Here is a 20,079-nt window from a genome sequence, read left to right as displayed (position 1 = left end):
GCTTTTCAATATAAATCGGCTACAACAAAGAATTAAGCCTGCTGCCATAAAACAGAAACCAGATTGCAGCAATCGCCAGTACAATTCCGGCAGCATTCAAACCATTGATTTTTTCTTTAAACACAAAAGCGCCAATAATAGTGGCCAGTGTTATTACACCCAGATTCATACCGGCAAACACCAGCGAAGGGTCTTGCTGAAAATACTGATGTGCACGAATGTAAAATAGAATATTGGCAAAATTCAAACCACCCAGTATCAGACCTGCCAGAATACTGGCCGCATTCCAGACTGTTCTGCGTAAACACAGATAACATATAATCAGAATGGCAGCGAGGATAAATGACACCAGCAAGGTCGGTGCAAAAGCTGTTCCGCTTTTCGCCATCTGTTTAAACAGAATATCTGTAGTTCCGTAACAAAGCCACACACCGAATAAATAGCCGGCAGTACTTAAAAAATCGCCTTTTCCTTTGCTTTTAGCCGGATTCTCACGATACAGCAAGGTAAGCAAGGCCATTAGTGCAAGTGCAATTCCGATAATTTTATTAGTGCTTAAAGTTTCTCCAAAGAGCACAAATGCGGCTACTATAGGCATAAATAGCGACAGGCGCTGGGCGGCATCTGTTTTTACCATTCCCGCCTGTTCGATAGCCCGCCCCAGCACAATAAAGCCGAGCGGCAGACCAATACCCAAAGCCAGAAAAATAATCCAGTGACTACTATAAGTATGCCAGTCAGAAAAATCCGGACGTAAAAAAAACCAGGTGCAGGCAGCAGCTACCGGGTAATTAATCGCTACGGCCTGAGCAATATTAACACCGTTTCTGCGTGCCAGTTTCAGTAATACTGACACAGAGACACTACATAGAATACTAATAATCAGAAAATGCATTTTTCCCCCAAAAATCAAAATTTACGAACTGACTTATCCGCTATTAAAAACTAAAAATCAAAATCTGCCTGCAGCCATATTTGCTCACTCAGATTTTGTTCTGTCTGGTCTGCTGGTTGTGATTGCATTTGTTCCAGCTTGCGCCGGCGCAATGCACACAAACGCAGCACATACTGTTTCTGAGTATCAGACATACGTAACCAGTAAAGACGCTCGTCTCTGCTGCGCAGGCAGCCTTTGCAATATCCCTTTTGATTGCTTTCACAAATACCTTTACAGGGACTGGGAATAACAAAAAATTCTAACTGTTCCATTGCCTAGGTTTTGCATCCCTCTTCAATACCACAATTACAACAGACTGCCTTAAACAACCCAGCCGGAATAACACCGGAAAAACGTTAACTATGACACATACACAGATGTAAGTCAGCCTCTTTAATACTGACAGAACATCTGATTTTGCTAAAAATTCCACGAAAAGCAGAGTAAATGTTATAATTCAAGGTTAATTTTCCTTACAAATAGCTAATAAACTAGGTTACACACTCCTATGAGTAAAAAAATTCGTAATATTGCCATTATCGCACACGTCGACCACGGCAAAACCACACTGGTAGACCAGTTATTACGCCAGTCCGGTACTTTCCGTGCCAATCAGCAGGTAGACGAACGAGTAATGGACAGCAACGATCTTGAAAAAGAACGCGGCATTACCATTCTTGCCAAAAATACCGCCATCGAATACGAAGGCTACCATATTAATATCGTTGATACACCCGGACATGCCGATTTTGGCGGTGAAGTAGAACGTGTACTGGGAATGGTTGATTGTGTGCTACTACTGGTGGATGCCCAGGAAGGCCCGATGCCGCAAACCCGCTTTGTTACCAAAAAAGCACTGGCATTAGGGCTGAAACCGATTGTAGTGATCAATAAAATTGATAAGCCAAGTGCCCGCCCGAGCTGGGTAATTGACCAGACTTTTGAACTGTTCGATAAACTGGGTGCTACCGATGAACAGCTCGACTTCTCTATCGTTTATGCTTCTGGTCTGTCTGGCTTTGCCAAGCTGAATGAAGAAGACGAATCTACCGATATGCGTCCGCTGTTTGAAACCATTCTGAAATATACCCCGGAACCAGCCGGTGATGCAGATAAACCTCTGCAATTACAGATTTCTCAGCTTGATTATGATAACTATACCGGCCGGCTGGGTATCGGTCGTATTCTGAACGGGCGAATTAAACCCGGTCAGGTAGTAGCCATCATGAATGAAGATAAGCAGATTGGTCAGGGACGCATTAATCAGTTGCTTGGCTTCAAAGGATTGGAACGCATTCCGCTACAAGAAGCGGAAGCCGGTGATATTGTTACGGTTTCCGGACTGGAAGATATAGGTATCGGTGTTACCATTGCTGATCGTGAACAACCTCAGGGGCTGCCTATGCTGAGCGTGGACGAACCTACCCTGACGATGGATTTCATGGTCAACACCAGCCCGCTGGCCGGTACAGAAGGTAAATTTGTTACCAGTCGCCAGATTCGCGAACGTTTGCAAAAAGAATTGCTGACCAATGTAGCCCTGCGCGTTGAAGACACAGCAGATGCAGATGTATTCCGTGTTTCAGGCCGTGGTGAGCTTCATCTGACTATCTTGATTGAAAATATGCGCCGTGAAGGTTATGAGCTGGCTGTCGGCAAACCACGTGTGGTTTTCCGTGAAATTGACGGCGTTAAATGCGAACCTTACGAAAACCTGACTGTCGATGTAGAAGACAATACTCAGGGTGCTGTAATGGAAGAACTGGGTCGCCGCCGTGGTGAACTGACCAATATGGAAAGCGACGGCAAAGGCCGTACCCGTCTGGAATACCGTATTCCTGCGCGCGGTCTGATTGGTTTTCAGGGTGAATTCATGACCATGACCCGTGGTCAGGGACTGATGAGCCACGTATTTGATAATTACGCACCAGTAAAAGCAGAAATACCCGGCCGCCGCAATGGTGTACTGGTATCACAAGAACAAGGTGATGCTGTAGCCTATGCTTTATGGAATCTGGAAGACCGCGGTCGTATGTTTATCAATCCGGGCGAAAAAATTTACGAAGGCATGATTATCGGTATTCACAGCCGTGACAATGATCTGGTTGTTAATCCGCTGAAAGGCAAAAAACTGACTAATGTCCGTGCTTCCGGCACAGATGAAGCAGTGCGTCTGACTCCGCCGGTACTGATGTCTCTGGAAGCGGCGGTAGAGTTTATCGATGATGATGAACTGGTAGAAATTACTCCGCAAACCATTCGCCTGCGTAAACGCTACCTGAGCGAACAGGAACGCCGCAAGCACTTTAAAAAATTAGATTAATTAAAGTTTATTTGGCACAGGCAGCTTTTTAAAGGCTGCCTTTTTTCAATATCGACTATTTATCTTTAAGAACAACATTTTTTAATAAATAGCATTGTTATTCAATCTGGTTATTGTATTGCTATTGAATCATCCAGTCTCAACAAATAACGCAGGTTTATTTATCATTTCTATTTTATACAGATTGTCTGTACTGTAACTGCTCACTAATATACAGATACCATGCCAAACTGATAAAATTATCTGTTATTAATCACCGGCTGATTACATATTTTTTATCTGCACTACAAAATTTATCCTTGTATGTGATAACCGCATCCCCCATTTTACTATTCTATATTATGAATTTTATTAAGGACTAATTTGCCATGAATGCAGTATTGGTAATATTGGCTATTGTTTTATTACTCATTGGTTTATTAGGTACATTTATGCCTGCTTTACCTGGTCTGCCTCTCATGTTTGGAGGCGCATGGTTACTGGCATTGAGCAGCAATTATCAGATTATGGGGGCACCCACATTAATAACTTTGGGTATACTGACTTTATTAGGTTGTTTTCTGGATTATATGGCCGGTATGCTGGGTGCTAAACATAGTGGTGCCAGCAGAAGAGCTATCTGGGGTTCTTTTATTGGTGCGATTATTGGCATGTTTTTTGCCTTACCGGGCATGGTATTGGGGCCGCTAATTGGTGCAGCAACCGGTGAATTTATTGCCAGACGCAATCTGGTCGCTGCCGGCAAGGTAGGTTTTGCCACACTGATTGGTCTGGTTGTTGGTGTGGTTGCCAAAATTGGCTGTGCATTTGCCATTCTGATTACCATCGCTGTAATGTATTTGTATTCGCTATATTAATTATTATGTAATAATAGCCATAATTCTGGGACTGTGTCTGAAACTGACTTGTTATTCACCCATTCCAAACAATTCTGTTTCAATTGTCTGCTTATCAGGGCTTGTCTTATCATAGCTTGCCCATAAGTACTGGCAATCAATTTCTATTATCCGTAAAACTAAAATTATGCCCGCTGCTGCTTCATTCGCATTGCCTAAAACCAGACAGACTGTAATCTGGTCTGATTTAAATGCTGGTTGTCTGCCATTATTACTTAGCCAGCATTTACCTGAAAAAAAACTGAAAATTATTTTAACTGCAGATGCCGAACAGGCAATCCGTATTCAGGCAGCATGGCAATTTTTTGATCCTGCTGCACGTATCATGTTTTTCCCGGACTGGGAAACTCTGCCCTACGAACATTTTTCTCCTCATCAGGAGCTAGTATCAGAGCGACTAAGTACACTGTGGCAACTAAAAAACGGACTGGTTGACGTTTTATTGTTACCGCTGGCAACAGCCATGCAAAAAATTGCCCCTCCTTCATTTTTGCTGGGACATACTTTCTGGCTGAAAACCGGGCAGGAACTGAATATTGAAGCATTGAAACACAGCCTGGTTGAAGCCGGCTATAACCATGTTTCTCATGTGGTGGCGACCGGAGAATTCGCCATGCGTGGCGGTATTCTCGATATTTTTCCAATGGGCAGTGACACCCCGTTTCGTCTGGACTTATTTGACAATGAAATTGATACCATCAAAACATTTGATGCAGACAGCCAGCGCACATTAACCACAGTAAATGAAATTCGTCTGTTACCGGCACATGAATTTCCAACCGACAGTGATGCACAGAAAATATTCCGCAGCCGCTTTCGGGAAGAAATCAATAGCGATGCCCGAAAAGCTACTGTTTATAATGCAGTATCTGAAGGACATTTCGGGGCGGGTGTTGAGTATTACCTGCCTTTATTTTTTGAAGAAGAATGTGTCAGTATCTTTGATTACACAGATGATGAAGCCATTCTGGTTTGTCTGGGTGATATTCATCACGAATCTGCCCGCATCTGGCAGGATGTCAAACAACGCTACATTCTGGCACAGGGCGATCCGACCTATCCCCCGCTGGCACCAGATTATCTTTATCTTAGTGAAGACCAGTTCGGGGCACGTATTAAATCTTATGCGCGTCTTGTTCCGCAAATCAGCGAAGACACTACTTATACACTGCCAAGTGTCGCAGTAGACAGACAGGCTGATGATCCGCTGCACACACTGAAAAATTTTCTCCAGCAATGGTCCGGACGGGTACTGATTTGCGCAGAAAGTCTCGGACGCCGGGAAACCATGCTCAATTTTATGCGCCAGTACAGTTTACAGCCAGATATTGTCAATAGCTGGCAGGACTTTCTGAACAGTAATTCCTGCTTGTGCCTGACTATTGCGCCGTTAAGTTACGGTTGCCTGCTGACAGATCAGCAACTGGCTATTATTACTGAGGCTGATTTATACCAGTATGTTATTCGCGGCCGGCGTACAAGACGCAAACATAGTGCTGTTTCAGACGGCATGCTGCGCGATTTGGCTGAAATCAAAATTGGTGATCCGGTGGTACATGAACAACATGGTATCGGACGCTATCAGGGTCTGGTAACCCTGGATTTAGGTGAAGGTGCCTGTGAAATGATGCTACTGGAGTATGCTGAAGGTTCTCAGTTATATGTACCTGTTAGTCAGCTCCAGCTTATTTCCCGCTATGCAGGCAGTGCTCATGATAACATCAGTTTGCATAAACTGGGTCATGGAGCATGGGATAAAGCACGACATAAAGCCGCGGAAAAAGCCAGAGATACTGCTGCCGAATTATTAAATCTATATGCTCAGCGTGAAGCTCAGCAAGGCCACCGCTTTAGTCTGAATGAGATGGATTATCAGGCTTTTGCCAATGGCTTTGGCTATGAAGAAACCGAAGATCAGGCTGCGGCAATCGCTGCGACCATAAAAGATTTATGTGCTGAAAAGCCCATGGACAGACTGATTTGCGGAGATGTAGGCTTTGGTAAAACTGAGGTTGCGCTACGCGCCGCTTTTGTAGCAGCAATGGCTGGTAAACAGGTGGTAGTACTTGCACCAACTACACTGCTTGTTGAGCAACATGCACAAAATTTTGCTGATCGCTTTGCAGACTTTCCGATTAAAGTTGCCCAGCTTTCCCGCTTTAATACCAGTAAACAAACACAGGCCACACTTGCCGGATTGGCTGACGGCACAGTAGATATTGTGATTGGTACCCATAAACTGGTTCAGCCGGATGTCCATTTTAAAAATCTGGGACTGATTATTATAGATGAAGAACATCGCTTTGGCGTGCGTCAGAAAGAACAGCTTAAACGCCTGCGCGCTAATGTGGATGTGCTTACACTGACCGCAACACCAATTCCGCGTACATTAAGTATGGCGCTGGAAGGCCTGCGTGATTTTTCATTGATTACCACAGCGCCAAGCCGCCGGCTTGCTGTAAAAACCTTTGTTCGTCCTTACAGCGATGGTTTAATACGAGAAGCCGTGTTACGTGAACTGAAACGTGGCGGACAGGTGTTTTTTCTGCACAATGAAGTTGATACCATTGCTAACACTTATGAAAAATTAACTACTTTATTACCTGAAGCCCGTATCGGTATCGCTCATGGACAACTGCGTGAACGCGAACTGGAACAAATTATGCGGGATTTTCTTCAGCAGCGTTATAACGTGTTACTGTGTTCAACTATCATTGAAACCGGAATTGATATACCCAATGCCAATACGATTATTATTGAGCGAGCTGATAAGTTTGGTCTTGCCCAGTTGCATCAGCTGCGTGGCCGTGTAGGCCGTTCTCATCATCAGGCATATGCCTATCTACTGATACCGGATGCAATGACCAAAGATGCACAGAAACGTCTGGAAGCCATAGAAATGGCTGATGATCTGGGAGCCGGATTTACATTAGCCATGCAGGATTTAGAAATCCGTGGTGCCGGCGAAATTTTGGGTGAAGGACAGTCTGGTGAAATGATTCAGGTCGGATTTACTTTATATACCGAAATGCTCAAGCAGGCCGTGCGCAATTTGAAGAAAGGCAGAGAGCCGGATCTGGATGCCCCGCTGGGTATTACCAGTGACATTAAATTACATAGCCCTGCTCTGCTGCCGGAAAGTTATTGCCCGGATATTCATGCCAGACTGGTGTTGTACAAACGCCTGGCCAGCTGTGAAACAGAAGCTGAGATAGACCAGATACACGAAGAACTGATCGACCGTTTCGGGCTTCCTGAACCGGCCGTCTCCACGTTGATTGCCAGCCATCATTTACGCATTGAAGCAGCCAGCTTAGGCATAGACACAATTGACGCCAGTAGTGAAGCCATTACTTTTACTTTTGGCAAACATCATCGTATTAACCCCGCAACTATTGTAGCCATTATGCAAAGTGATAAAAACTACCGTCTGACTGGAGCAGATAAACTCAGAGTTAGCATTGGTATTGAAGACGTTATGCAACGTGTCCAGATTATTAAAAACATTATGAAACAACTTGCGGTTGATGCTGGCTAAACTTAAAAATAACAGGTAAGCATTTTTAGCTGACAGCCAAAAATAAAAATCAGCATTTAAAGCTGAATAACAAAAAGCAGTCATACGATGAAAATAGTATGGCTGCTTTTATTTTGTATCAGTATTGAAAACAGCCGGAATTCACCGAATTTTCCAGAGTGAGACTTTAGCTGAATTTATCCAGAGCAAACAGCTCATTAGCATATTTTTTTAGCCACTTACGGGCATTATCAGCATCAGCACAGTATTCTGCAACCATTGCCCAGAAAGCTTTACCATGGTTGGCATGGCGCAAGTGGCACAATTCATGAATACAGACATAATCCACCACGTCAGCAGGTGCGCCAATTAATCTCCAGTTGAGACGGATTCCGCTACGTCGGCGACATACTCCCCAAAAAGTTCGAGCCTGACTTAATGTCATTGCCATTGGCTGCAACTGCATTACATTTGCCCAATATTGCAAGCGTAGCAACAATTCCTTTTTGGCACTTTGTTTTAACCATGCTTTCAAAAGTACATAGGGCGACTGTGAATTTACCAGTGGTACTAAAAAGCCATATTGCTTATGCCACTGCACTTTTGTTAGTACAGATATCTGAGTAAAAGGATATGCCTGCCCACGAAACCAGATAAATTCAGGTAATGCTGTTGCTATTTTTTCTGATTGCTTCCACAGTTTTTTAATAGCAATTTCATTAACGTTTAGCCATTCATACAAAGATTTCATTGATACAAATGGCGGAACGTTAATATCCAGTAAACAACCTGATGCAGGACGTACAATAATATTTTTTTTTGCTGTACGCCGTAATTTCAGCCTGATGGTATCGCCATCTGTAGTTGTGTGAAGAAATTCCGACATGACAACTAATCTGTTAAAAATGTAAATAAATTACTATCTGAGACAAGCAGATATTTCTATTAACCAGCTCATCATATTATTCATATCCCGTTTCAGATTCAGTCTAAAAAAATTAAATAGGCTACCTGTTTATCTGCTCAGGATTCAGCAAAACACTATTTAAAAAATAAAAAGTATCAATATTCAACTGATATCAATTAATGCGGCACGAACGGCGTTGGTACTTGCGGATGCTCTGGCGCAAACGGTCCCACCCCCTGAATTTTTACTTGCTCGGATTCTATCCATTGCTCACAGATTCTGATTAATTCTTCCGGATTATGAGCTGACTCATAATGAATCGGTTCACCAATCACTACTGTTACTTTACCCGGATATTTAAAAAAGGAATCTTTAGGCCAGAATTCGCCACTATTTAATGCGACCGGAACCAGATTCATATGTAGTTCCTGTGCCATTCGGGCAGCACCTTTTTTATAATGGCCACGGAAACCCGGCTTAATTCGTGTACCTTCCGGAAAAATACAAATCCACATCCCCTTTTGTTTGCATATTTTCCCCTGACTGATAATCTGGGCATTTGCCGCTTTAGGGTTTTTACGATCAATACCTATTGTGCCGCGCCATTTCAGTGCCCAGCCAAAAACCGGTATACGAAAAAGTTCACGTTTAGCCACAAAGGCGAGATCAGGGAAAAATACCAGCATGGCCAGCGTTTCCCAGCCGGATTGGTGTTTACAGCACACAATTCCGGGTTCGCGCGGAATATTTTCCCGACCGGTAACTTCGTATTTCAAACCGATAATGTGCTCCAGCATCCAGAAAAGAGATTTTCCCCACACAGTGGTTGTCCATGTAACCCCTTTTGGTACCAGCATGGAAACAATTACTACCACCAGCCAGATTAATGAAAATACACACAAACAAAACCAGTAAATCAAATTACGCAACAACAGCATGTTATATTATTCCTCGGCTGCCTGTTCAGCCAGAGTACGACAATATTTGGCAAAATCCAGCAAATCATCGTACACCTGAGTATCTTCCGGCAATTCTTCCATTTTTAATGTTTCCTTGCCTTTACCGGTTAAAACCAGTACAGGATGACCGCCAATTGCGGCAATTGCCTGCATATCGCGAATACCATCTCCGACAAGCCAGGTATTTTCTGCTTTCATATGCAGACGATCCAGAATATCCAGCAGCAAACCCGGTTCAGGTTTACGACATTTACATTTAGCATTACCGGTATGCGGACAAAACCAAACCCCGCTTAAGCGGCCGCCAGCTTTCTGTATATGAGTATGCATTTTGCTATGTACTTCATTCAGCTGCTGCATACTGACCTGATTACGCCCGATACCAGACATATTTTCCGCCACAACAACGGTATAACCACTTTGAGTCAGAAAGGCAACAGCATCCATACTACCCGGTAAAGGAAGCCACTGATCAGGATCGCTGATGGGCTGCGGCTGCATAACATTCAACACACCATCGCGATCCAGTATGATTAATTTGCCTTTTCCATTCAATGCCATATTTAACCCTATTGCACCGGCTTCAAACTTTGCCGCCACTGAATCAAAGCACTATCAAATACGCCATCAAGTAAAGACTGATTTTCATCATTAATTTCTACATGATAAAAACTTTGCAAGGCCGGCGTATTTAATGTTTGCACATAATCTTCCATAAAACGACCATAACCCTCATCTTCATCTTCATAGTAATAAAGTGAAAACCGTCGTCCTTCATCATTAAAATCACTGTCTTCCAGACAACCGGCCATATTATTCAGAACAAATTCAGCTCCGCTCATAACCTGAGCTTTCAATGCTGCCATATCTTCTTCTGCAGCTTCATCCCATTGCGGATTGTATAAACCCCGGCGTACAGCCCATGACCAGTAATAACCCATATGTGTAGCAGCATTAGCCAGTGACAACGCAGGCGGATAATCTTCTTCTGTATGGAATACTATATTATCAAATATCATAATTTAGCTTTCATCCACTATTTAAGAATGAGCAGAAATGTCTGCTATTATTTACTCACTTAATAAGGCAATATCGGCCACAGCATTCATCTGCTGAGATAAACACAGTAATAAAGCCAGACGGTTATTCTTAATAGCTTCATTTTCATCCATTACCATCACATTAGTAAAGAATGCATCCACTTTTTCTTTAATTCCGGCCAGCTCGGTTAATGCCTGAGCAAAATCCTGCCGTTTCAGCACAGCCTGAATTTTTTCTGCAACCTGCTCAGTTGCCTGATAAAGCTGTTTTTCATCCTGCTGCTGCAAAAGATCCGGATTAACAGCGGATAAAGCAGAAATATCGGCTTTTTTCAGTAAATTATGAACACGTTTATTAGCTGCAATCAGTGCAGTAGCTTCATCCAGCTGTTTAAAGCGGGTTACTGCGGCAAGTCTGGCTTCCAGCTCACCCAGATTTTCTACCTTACCGGCCAGTACTGCAGCCACCACATCCTGCGCAAAGGAATTCTGTAACAGAATTGCCAGTCTGGCCTGCATAAACCCGGCCACTTCACTGACAGTATTTTCAGCCAGTCTGCCTGAAGCAAATGTATCAAATGCTGCCTGTAATAATGGCATCAGTGCCAGATTATGCTGCATCAGCATTCGTAAAATACCCAGTGCACTGCGGCGCAATGCATACGGATCTTTATCGCCTGTCGGAATAAGTCCGATACCCCAGATACCGAGCAAAGTTTCCAGTTTATCTGCCAGAGCAACCACTGTACCAGTTAAACTGTCCGGTAAAGCATCATTAGCAAAACGCGGCCAGTAATGTTGCTCAATTGCTACAGCAACATCAGCATTTTCACCATCATGCAAAGCATAGTATTTACCCATCGTTCCCTGTAGCTCGGGGAACTCCCCTACCATGTCGGTCAGTAAATCAGCTTTAGCCAGCTCAGCAGCACGTACAGCCTTATCTACATCAGCATTAAGTAACGGTGCAATAGCTTTTGCCAGCTGAGTAATACGCTGAACTCTTTCTGCAACACTACCCAGCTTATTGTGATAAACCACATTCTGCAGACGAGGCAGACGACTTTCAAGAGTCGTTTTCTGATCCTGACGGTAGAAAAATTCGGCATCTGCCAGACGGGCTCGTAATACACGCTCATTTCCATGAATAATATGTACCGGATTTTCTGTTTGCAGATTAGATACCAGCAGGAAACGATTAATTAGTTTGCCATCACTGTTTAACAGTGGAAAATACTTCTGATTTTGCTGCATGGTTAAAATCAGACATTCCTGCGGCACTTGTAAAAAGCGCTCATCAAAACCCGCCTGTAGAACTACCGGCCATTCAACCAAAGCTGTAACTTCATCCAGCAAGCCTTCTGCATAGGCTACCTGAGCATGAAGTGCATCAGCCGCTACAGTTAAACCCTGTTCAATACGGGCCCGGCGCTCGGCAAAGCTGGCCACTACTTTACCCTGCTCCAATAATACTTTTTCATAATCTGAAGCATGGTTAAAAATAATTCTGTCTTTACTCAGGAAACGGTGACCTAAAGTCCAGTTCTGGCTGTCTAATCCCAGGACACTGCCAGTAACCGTTTCAGTACCATGCATCATCACCAGTCCATGTACAGGCCGGACAAAAGTAAAGGTACTGCTACCCCAGTGCATCACTTTCGGAATAGGCAGTTTTTTGATGGATTGATTCAATATATCACTTAACAAGGCATTCAGTGGTAAACCGGCCTGAGTATATTCATAGGCAAATACCATTTGTTTGCCATCATTAATCTGGCTAAGCTGACTGATTTCTACCTGATTACTGCGGGCAAATCCCTGCAAAGCCCTGGTAGGCTCACCATCTTTCATACCCGCTGTTACACTGGGTCCTTTTTTCACCATTTGCTGGTCTGCCTGCACCGCTTTAACATTTTGCACCAGAACACCCAGCCGTCTGGGTGCAGCAAATACCTGATAATCAGCCACACCATTAATCAGCTGTGCTTTTTCCAGACCCTCAACAACTCCGGCAGCCAGACTTTCACCCAGATTATTCAGTGCCTTTGGCGGCAATTCTTCAGTACGCAGTTCAATTAATAAAGGAGCATTCATGCAAGTATTACTTTCATTCAGTTTCAGGCAGTCTGATTAGTAGTATTTTTATTCAGTAACGGAAAACCAAGTTTTTCACGGCTTTCAACATATTTTTGTGCAACTGCACGGCTTAAAGCACGAACTCGGCCGATATAAGCAGCCCGCTCGGTTACAGAAATAGCGCCGCGTGCATCAAGCAAATTAAATGTATGTCCTGCCTTAAGTACTAATTCATAGGCTGGTAATGCAAGACTGATATCCTCTACAGCCAGCAGACGTTTAGCTTCGGTTTCATAATAATTAAACTGTGCCAGTAACCATTCTGCATTACTGAATTCAAAATTATAAGTAGACTGCTCGACTTCATTCTGATGATATACATCACCATAGGTGACAATCCGGCCGTCATGAGTTTTAGCCCAAACCAGATCATAGACATTTTCAACACCCTGCAGATACATTGCCAGCCGCTCAATACCATAGGTAATTTCACCCAATACAGGCGAACAGTCCATACCGCCTACCTGCTGGAAATAAGTAAACTGAGTCACTTCCATACCATTGAGCCAGACTTCCCAGCCAAGTCCCCAGGCACCCAGAGTCGGATTTTCCCAGTCATCTTCAACAAAACGGATATCATGCTGACAGGGATCTATACCCAGTTCCTGTAAAGATGCCAGATATAACTCCTGAATATTATCAGGAGCAGGCTTCAGAGCGACCTGAAACTGATAATAATGTTGCAGACGATTTGGATTTTCACCATAACGCCCATCCTTAGGACGACGTGACGGCTGCACATAGGCTGCAAACCATGGTTCCGGCCCCAGTGCACGCAAACAGGTTGCCGGATGGCTGGTACCCGCTCCTACCTCCATATCCAATGGCTGTAACACCACGCAGCCCTGTTTAGCCCAATAGTTTTGTAATGTAAAAATAATTTCCTGAAAAGTCAGCATGACGAGAAATTTCTGATAGTCTGCAAAATTATCTATTTTACTGTGCTTGTAAGCAGTTGAACAGCCATAGACCTGCACGCGGATAAATACCGGCACAATAATAAAAATAAAAAACACTTGCACCTTTAGGGCGCTAGTGAAACGATAGTCATCTCACAAATTACTTTAGCAAGCAAAATATGTATCGCGGTGAACGCTTTAATGCGTACTCTCATTTTATCGGTTTTATTCTTGCCATCACAGGCACCGTATTTTTATTAATTAAATCCGCTATGTACGGAGATGCTTACCGTATTGTCAGCTCAGCCATTTATGGTGCCAGTCTGATATTCTTATATGGTATATCTACACTTTATCATTCAATTTATTCTCATCGGGCCAAAGCGGTGTTACAAAAATTTGATCATTGTGCGATTTATCTGTTAATTGCAGGCAGTTATACACCTTTTACCCTTACCACATTACACGGAGGCTGGGGCTGGTCAATTTTTGGCATATCATGGGGACTGGCAATATTTGGTATTATTCAGGAAGTGACTATCGGACGTAAAAGTGAAACCCGTATCCTGTCATTAGTCCTGTATCTGATTATGGGCTGGCTGATTATTGTTGCTATTTATCCGTTGATTCACCGGATGTCTGCACCAGGGTTATTCTGGCTGACTGCCGGCGGGCTGGCATACAGCATTGGCATATACTGGTTTGTCAATGATGAAAAAATCCGTCATGGACATGGTATCTGGCATTTATTTGTTTTATTGGGCAGCCTGGCCCAGTATATATGTGTTTACGCCTATATCTGACTGTAATAGTAAAGAGAAAACAGTATCAATATAGTCAATATCCGTTTCAATTTTTAAAACATAAAAAAGAAAGAATCATAGTGAAAAGTTATCTGAAATTCCTGTTATTAAGTCTGTGTATCCTCACTCTGGCGTCCTGTAGCGGCGAAAAAAACACTCAATCTGCAGCTTCCACTGAACAAAATAAAAAAGAAATTATTATCGGCACTACTGTAGGCGATTTTGCCGATATGGTCAGAGATCAGGTAAAACCAGAACTGGAAAAGCAGGGATATCGGGTACAATTACTCGAATTTACTGATTATGTGCGCCCTAATCTGGCATTAGCAGATAAATCTATTGACATCAATATTTTCCAGCATAAACCCTATCTGGATGATTTTGCCCAATCACGCCACTTAGATATTATGCCGGCATTTCAGGTTCCTACTGGTCCGCTTGGAATATATGCCGGCCGGATGCATGAACTGAGTGCAGTAAAAGAAGGCTCCAGTGTTTCTGTACCCAATGATCCGTCCAATCTGGCACGTGCTCTCGTTATGCTGGACAAGCTAGGCTGGATTACCCTGAAAACCGATATTAATCCTCTTAAAGCTTCACTTGCCGACATAGCCGGTAATAATAAAAACATCAAACTGGTACCATTGGAAGCTGCTCAATTACCTCGTTCGCGTCATGATGTTGATTTTGCAGTGATCAATGGTAATTTTGCGACCAGTTCTGGCTTAAAATTTACATCTGCCCTGTATCTGGAACCCGGCTATACTTATGTTAACTGGTCAGCAATCCGCACTGCTGATAAAGACAGCCAATGGGTAAAAGACATAACAGCCGCATATAATTCAGCTGCATTTAAACAATATGCATTCAAGCGCTTTGCCGGCTATAAGTACCCTGAATCATGGGGTATTCAAGCTACTCAACCCGCATCCGCACCGGCAAAATAATTAAATTAATTAATCATGAGCAGGCATTCCGTATATGAATTTAAAACGGAATGCTTTTACAAATAATGTTTATCTACCCATGCATTCGAATAATCTTACTTCAAGCCATCCTCTGCCATTAGAACAGAAACTCAATCTGGAAACTGCCCGTATCAACTGGCATGAACTGCAAACTCACTTTGCCCGGGGTGTTTGCATATATGTTGCACCAGAACTGGATTTGGTCAATATAGCCCACATGATAGCTACTGATAACTCCGCTGCCATTGCACTTTTGATTCAAGAAGGTAAAATTGGTAAAGTAAGCGATATAATGGCGCAACAATATTATGATTGTAATCAGCCAATGTGGGCAGTAGTTGTTATGCCATATGTGCTGGTACAGCCTGACAATACTATTGTTGAAAACAATTAATCATAAGCATTTTAAAAGAAAGAGAACGTGATGCGACGCCACACTTATGGTTTTACTATTATTGATTTATTGATTACTATGGCTATTATTGGCATACTCGCTGCAATTGCCTATCCCACATATCAAAATTACGTGATTAAGGCACGAGAAGAAAATGTCAGAGCCGACATGTCAGAAAATATTAGCTTATTAGAACGTTATTACTCCTTGAATAAAACATTCAATACCTATACTGATGCTCAGCTGACCAAAAAAAGAAGCGAAAAATTCTTTACTATTAAGGGAGATTATAAAGAAAGTAGTTATACTTTGACAGCCACACCAACTGCGGCAAATTCAGGAGAAACCAAAAATGTTGTCTATAATTCTGTAGAAGGGTGGTCACTTTGTAAAAAAGATACAAGTGAAGATAAAGATGATACAAGTGAAAGTAAAGATGATAAATATATTTGCGAACCCTTTTAAAATTTCTGTGAAATCGATTATATATTTCCCACTTATTTTCAAAATTAATGAGATATACAAAGATATTAATATTAAATTTTTAAAAATTTAATCAAGGGTGAGTATATGAATATACTGAAATTATTTCTGTTAACTGTAACAATCGGTTTACAGTTTAACCCTGCTCTGGCAGCCAGCCATAAAAACTTCGCTGATAATAATGAATTTGATGATGCAGATAAAATTTTAGCTCAAATGTATCATCAGCAACAGCAAATTGAAAAAGAAATCGACAGATTATCCGCATCAGTTATTCAGGACGATAATCAGGTTAAGCTTTTTAAAAACTGCAAACAGCCAGAGTGCCATCAATATAGCGAAACGACATCTTTCCGCATTGATCCGAATCAGAATTTTACTTATCAGAATCAGATTAACAAAGATGGAAAAAACAAATCAGTTACCCGTAAAGGCAAAATTACTCAGCATAATGGCAGAAAAACATTAATACTGAATAATGCCAACAGTCAACCGGATGTTTATTTACAACAGTAAATTCTCAACTTTTTAGGATATATTGAATACAAAATATCCGTTAAATAAAAAGGCAATGATTTTTTTCATTGCCTTTTTATTTATCTATTATAGAAAACTTTATTTATGTTTATGCTTCGGAGACTTCACTACTGAGCGTTCGATTATCTGATCCAGTTTATAAACATATTGGTTATCTGCAGCAGTACCCGTCACATCAGCCGGTTTAACCTCATATACATTCAGACGTAATACCTGATTTTCCTGCGGATTAAACTGCCAGCCATCAATCTTGCCGGCGAAATTACGCCATACACCAGTTTTAACCTTAACGCCCTGATCATTGTAGCTAATTTCTCTGACTTTCAAACACTGAGCTGCCCCCTGTGCAGTTTGGCAGGTTTGTGTTTGCGGGCTTATTTCCCAAAATACCACAGCAGGCTGACCATATTGAGCAACGGCAGCAGGAACACCGCGCCAGAGCAAATGTTCGCCGCGCCGGTTTTCAATCCATAATTGTGGCTGCGCATTCTGGTCATTCTCAGCATTAAGCAGCCCTGCATGTAATTTCTGACCATTCATAAAAGCCACAACTGCAGAGTCCTGCGCCATAAGATCAGGCGCACAGGCTTTCATAGTGCTTACCGGAGCCTGAATTTGCATATCCTGATCATTTAACTGATAGTTAGAACTGATATTATTACAGCCACCGGTAACATTTAGCCGCTGACCGGAAAAATTCATTGTCATAGATGAGCCGGATGCAAAACCGGGTAACGGCCGACCATGCCGGTCAGTAGCTTCAGCCAGCTGCCAGTCATAGGCGCTTAACTGCGGAACAGTGACGGCACGCATACTTACCTTACGGTCAGATGTATGTGCACAGGCCGCAAGACTGCCGGCAATCAGAGCGGAAACTGCTAATTTTTTGATATTCATAAGTACATCCTTGCTAAAATAACACTACACTTGCACATTAAAATAATTCAGCACATAAAACAACATTCATGTTTTATTCGGCAGACAGGTTATAGCTATCATGCAACAACTGCCGCAAATAAAGGAGTATTCGTATGCAATTCGGTATCATTATAATTGGTGATGAAATTCTGAATGGTTCGCGTCAGGACAGCCATTTTGTTTTTTTCAAACAATTATTACAACAACACGGTTTATATATGGCCTGGGCGCAATATTTACCAGATGATCAGGCAGTTATTACCAGACAGCTTATTGAATCATTTAAAGAAAAAATACCTGTTTTTGTTACCGGCGGTATAGGTGCCACACCAGACGACCATACTCGCCAAGCCTGTGCAAAGGCATTAAACCTGCCGTTAACACCTCATCCGGAAGCACTAAAAGTAATTGAATCCATTTCACTGAAACAGGGAGATTCACTTGACAGCCCTGCACATTTGCAACGGGCAAAAATGGCTGAGTTTCCACAGGGTTCAGCACTGATTCCTAATCCTTTCAATAACATTGCTGGTTTTTCAATCAATGAGCATTATTTTTTCCCGGGCTTTCCCAAAATGGCACACCCTATGGCCCAGTGGGTACTGAGTCAATATTACCAGCAAAATTTTTTCCGGCAAAAACTGGTGACTAAAGCAGCTCTGGTTGATGGTGTACCTGAGTCCAAAATTACGCCATTGATGGAAGCAATTGAACAAAACTGGCCTGGGATTAAAACTTTTAGTTTACCCACCATTCGTGATGATTTACCGGCAGAAGAACAAATACATTATTACCGTCTGGAATTCGGTCTGAAAACACATAGTGAAAATTCTGGTTTTTTACCAGAAGCCTGGGAATATGTATTACAGGAACTACAAAAACTGGGGGCAACCAATATTATCCCACTGGATAAAAGCAGTGAGGGCTGAATATAAAGATAAGACTGATGGCTTATCTCAGAATAAATCCGATTATTTATAGAAAAATTACCTGTTCAAACGTAAAAAAAAAGTGGTTTAAACTAAATCCATTATACTAACAGGCAGAAATAACCATACTTTTGCTACTTTACATGCAAAACGGTTTTGTATTTGCGTTCCCATTATCAAGCAACTAGAATTTCACCAGTTCACTGACAGATTGCAACATTAATCTGTAAACAGACTGCCGGTGTATACACAACCATCAAACGCACTGAAATTAATCAACAACAGTACATTTCTGTAACAGGTTTAAATTTATTCATGACAACACTGAACACATACAATTTTTCTGCCGGTCCTGCAATACTGCCAGAGGCCGTATTAGAAACAGCACAGGCTGAAATGCTGGATTATAACGGTACTGGTTGCTCAGTCATGACCATGAGCCATCGATCAGATGCTTTTATCAGTATTCTGCACCATGCCGAGCAGGATCTGCGCCAGCTTATGCATATTCCGGACAACTATAAAGTTTTGTTCATGCAGGGCGGTGCCAGTGCCCAGTTCAATATGGTCGTGATGAATCTGGCCAATGGTTTTAAGCGGGTTGATTCAGTAGTCTCCGGTAACTGGAGCCGTATCGCACACAGCCAGATGGGTAAACTTTCCGATGCAGAAATACATCTGGCAGCACATGGTGGTGATTTATATAACTACACAGATGTACCGCCAGTTGAAAGCTGGGATGTGGATCCAAATTCTGCTTTTGTTCATTACTGCATTAATGAAACAGTACATGGTCTGCAATATCGCAATATTCCCAAACCAGATGGTTTGCCCCCTGTCATCTGCGATATGTCGAGCGAAATTTTATCACGACCAGTAAATGTGGCAGATTTTGGCGTTATTTATGCCGGTGCACAAAAAAATATCGGACCATCAGGTGCTACTATTGTGATTATTCGGGAAGATTTGCTTGATCGTTGTTCTGAACGAATACCTGATGTGTGGAATTATCAAAGTCATATTAGCCGGCAGGGAATGTACAACACTCCGGCAACTTACCCGATTTATATTTCAGGTCTGGTATTTCGCTGGCTGCAAACTCACGGTGGTGTGGAACAGATGGAAGCCATTAATACCCTTAAAGCTGAAACTTTGTATTCTGCCATCGATAACAGCAATGGATTTTATATCAATAATGTGAAACAGCATGCACGCTCACAGATGAATGTTATTTTCCATACACCTACAAAAGAGCTGGATAAATTATTTGTACTGCAAGCCAATGCTCATGGTTTGAGCGGATTACAAGGCTATAAATCAATGGGCGGAATGCGGGCGAGTATTTATAATGCCATGCCCATACAAGGGGTTCAAGCTTTAATAGAGTTCATGCAAGAGTTTCAGCGCCGCTACGGATAATCAACTTTTTTTCT

At 42.4% G+C, this 20,079-nt stretch carries 19 protein-coding genes; 10 read left to right on the top strand and 9 right to left on the bottom strand.

What is annotated here, in order from left to right:
• Positions 1-19: 19 nt before the first annotated feature.
• Positions 20-895 carry a DMT family transporter gene (locus GYX91_RS04760; RefSeq protein WP_078474919.1) on the bottom strand — a complete coding sequence of 292 codons (876 nt, stop codon included), beginning with the start codon at positions 893-895 and terminating at the stop codon, positions 20-22.
• A 50-nt stretch (positions 896-945) separates the two neighbouring features.
• Positions 946-1,209, bottom strand: a complete 264-nt coding sequence (locus GYX91_RS04755) for a DUF1289 domain-containing protein (RefSeq protein ID WP_037474560.1) — start codon at positions 1,207-1,209, stop codon at positions 946-948.
• Between the two features lie 236 nt (positions 1,210-1,445).
• Between GYX91_RS04755 and typA the strand changes: the two genes are divergently transcribed.
• The 3 genes from typA to mfd all read left to right on the top strand — a co-directional run bounded on the left by typA (position 1,446) and on the right by mfd (position 7,694).
• The gene (typA, locus tag GYX91_RS04750; RefSeq protein WP_174830062.1) at positions 1,446-3,260 is read left to right on the top strand and encodes a translational GTPase TypA; all 1,815 of its coding nucleotides are present in this window, start codon (positions 1,446-1,448) and stop codon (positions 3,258-3,260) included.
• A 368-nt stretch (positions 3,261-3,628) separates the two neighbouring features.
• The gene (locus GYX91_RS04745; protein WP_025330591.1) at positions 3,629-4,117 is read left to right on the top strand and encodes a DUF456 domain-containing protein; all 489 of its coding nucleotides are present in this window, start codon (positions 3,629-3,631) and stop codon (positions 4,115-4,117) included.
• Between the two features lie 166 nt (positions 4,118-4,283).
• A complete protein-coding gene (gene mfd / locus GYX91_RS04740) occupies positions 4,284-7,694 on the top strand; it encodes a transcription-repair coupling factor (protein ID WP_174830061.1) in 3,411 nt (1,136 codons plus the stop codon).
• Positions 7,695-7,860: 166 nt separating this feature from the next.
• Here the strand turns inward: mfd and GYX91_RS04735 are convergent, their stop codons facing one another.
• From GYX91_RS04735 to glyQ, 6 genes are all read right to left on the bottom strand, one after another.
• On the bottom strand, positions 7,861-8,559 hold the full coding sequence (locus GYX91_RS04735) for a M48 family metallopeptidase (RefSeq protein ID WP_174830060.1): 699 nt from the start codon (positions 8,557-8,559) through the stop codon (positions 7,861-7,863).
• Positions 8,560-8,756: 197 nt separating this feature from the next.
• Entirely contained in the window at positions 8,757-9,518 is a 762-nt protein-coding gene (locus tag GYX91_RS04730; protein WP_037475573.1) for a 1-acyl-sn-glycerol-3-phosphate acyltransferase, read from the bottom strand.
• Between the two features lie 6 nt (positions 9,519-9,524).
• Positions 9,525-10,100, bottom strand: coding sequence for a D-glycero-beta-D-manno-heptose 1,7-bisphosphate 7-phosphatase (gene gmhB / locus GYX91_RS04725; RefSeq protein WP_025330587.1), 576 nt, complete (start codon positions 10,098-10,100; stop codon positions 9,525-9,527).
• Positions 10,101-10,108: 8 nt separating this feature from the next.
• Positions 10,109-10,558, bottom strand: a complete 450-nt coding sequence (locus tag GYX91_RS04720) for a cell surface protein (protein ID WP_180214728.1) — start codon at positions 10,556-10,558, stop codon at positions 10,109-10,111.
• A gap of 51 nt (positions 10,559-10,609) precedes the next feature.
• Positions 10,610-12,673, bottom strand: coding sequence for a glycine--tRNA ligase subunit beta (gene glyS / locus GYX91_RS04715; RefSeq protein WP_174830059.1), 2,064 nt, complete (start codon positions 12,671-12,673; stop codon positions 10,610-10,612).
• A 23-nt stretch (positions 12,674-12,696) separates the two neighbouring features.
• A complete protein-coding gene (gene glyQ / locus GYX91_RS04710) occupies positions 12,697-13,614 on the bottom strand; it encodes a glycine--tRNA ligase subunit alpha (protein ID WP_025330584.1) in 918 nt (305 codons plus the stop codon).
• Positions 13,615-13,793: 179 nt separating this feature from the next.
• On the opposite strand from glyQ, the gene GYX91_RS04705 reads away from it, so the two are divergent.
• The 5 genes from GYX91_RS04705 to GYX91_RS04685 all read left to right on the top strand — a co-directional run bounded on the left by GYX91_RS04705 (position 13,794) and on the right by GYX91_RS04685 (position 16,778).
• A complete protein-coding gene (locus GYX91_RS04705) occupies positions 13,794-14,417 on the top strand; it encodes a hemolysin III family protein (protein ID WP_037475569.1) in 624 nt (207 codons plus the stop codon).
• A gap of 74 nt (positions 14,418-14,491) precedes the next feature.
• Entirely contained in the window at positions 14,492-15,364 is an 873-nt protein-coding gene (locus tag GYX91_RS04700; protein ID WP_084551599.1) for a MetQ/NlpA family ABC transporter substrate-binding protein, read from the top strand.
• A 34-nt stretch (positions 15,365-15,398) separates the two neighbouring features.
• Complete coding sequence (locus tag GYX91_RS04695) at positions 15,399-15,779, top strand: DUF2288 domain-containing protein (RefSeq protein ID WP_025330581.1); 381 nt, start codon at positions 15,399-15,401, stop codon at positions 15,777-15,779.
• A gap of 30 nt (positions 15,780-15,809) precedes the next feature.
• Positions 15,810-16,244: a type IV pilin protein gene (locus GYX91_RS04690; RefSeq protein ID WP_084565583.1), complete on the top strand. Its 435-nt coding sequence runs from the start codon at positions 15,810-15,812 to the stop codon at positions 16,242-16,244.
• Positions 16,245-16,349: 105 nt separating this feature from the next.
• On the top strand, positions 16,350-16,778 hold the full coding sequence (locus tag GYX91_RS04685) for a hypothetical protein (protein WP_084565582.1): 429 nt from the start codon (positions 16,350-16,352) through the stop codon (positions 16,776-16,778).
• Positions 16,779-16,877: 99 nt separating this feature from the next.
• Here the strand turns inward: GYX91_RS04685 and GYX91_RS04680 are convergent, their stop codons facing one another.
• Positions 16,878-17,696, bottom strand: coding sequence for an META and DUF4377 domain-containing protein (locus tag GYX91_RS04680; protein WP_174830058.1), 819 nt, complete (start codon positions 17,694-17,696; stop codon positions 16,878-16,880).
• A 134-nt stretch (positions 17,697-17,830) separates the two neighbouring features.
• Here GYX91_RS04680 and GYX91_RS04675 point away from each other — a divergent pair, with 134 nt between their 5' ends.
• Together GYX91_RS04675 and serC are read left to right on the top strand one after the other, a co-directional pair.
• A complete protein-coding gene (locus GYX91_RS04675) occupies positions 17,831-18,646 on the top strand; it encodes a molybdopterin-binding protein (RefSeq protein WP_174830057.1) in 816 nt (271 codons plus the stop codon).
• Between the two features lie 315 nt (positions 18,647-18,961).
• Complete coding sequence (serC, locus tag GYX91_RS04670; protein ID WP_100125614.1) at positions 18,962-20,065, top strand: 3-phosphoserine/phosphohydroxythreonine transaminase; 1,104 nt, start codon at positions 18,962-18,964, stop codon at positions 20,063-20,065.
• Positions 20,066-20,079 lie beyond the last annotated feature (14 nt).

Source organism: Snodgrassella sp. ESL0304 (assembly GCF_013344995.1).
GTDB classification, from domain to species: domain Bacteria; phylum Pseudomonadota; class Gammaproteobacteria; order Burkholderiales; family Neisseriaceae; genus Snodgrassella; species Snodgrassella alvi.
Note: the sequence above shows the minus strand (reverse complement) of the source record. Positions and strands in the feature narration are given on the sequence as shown.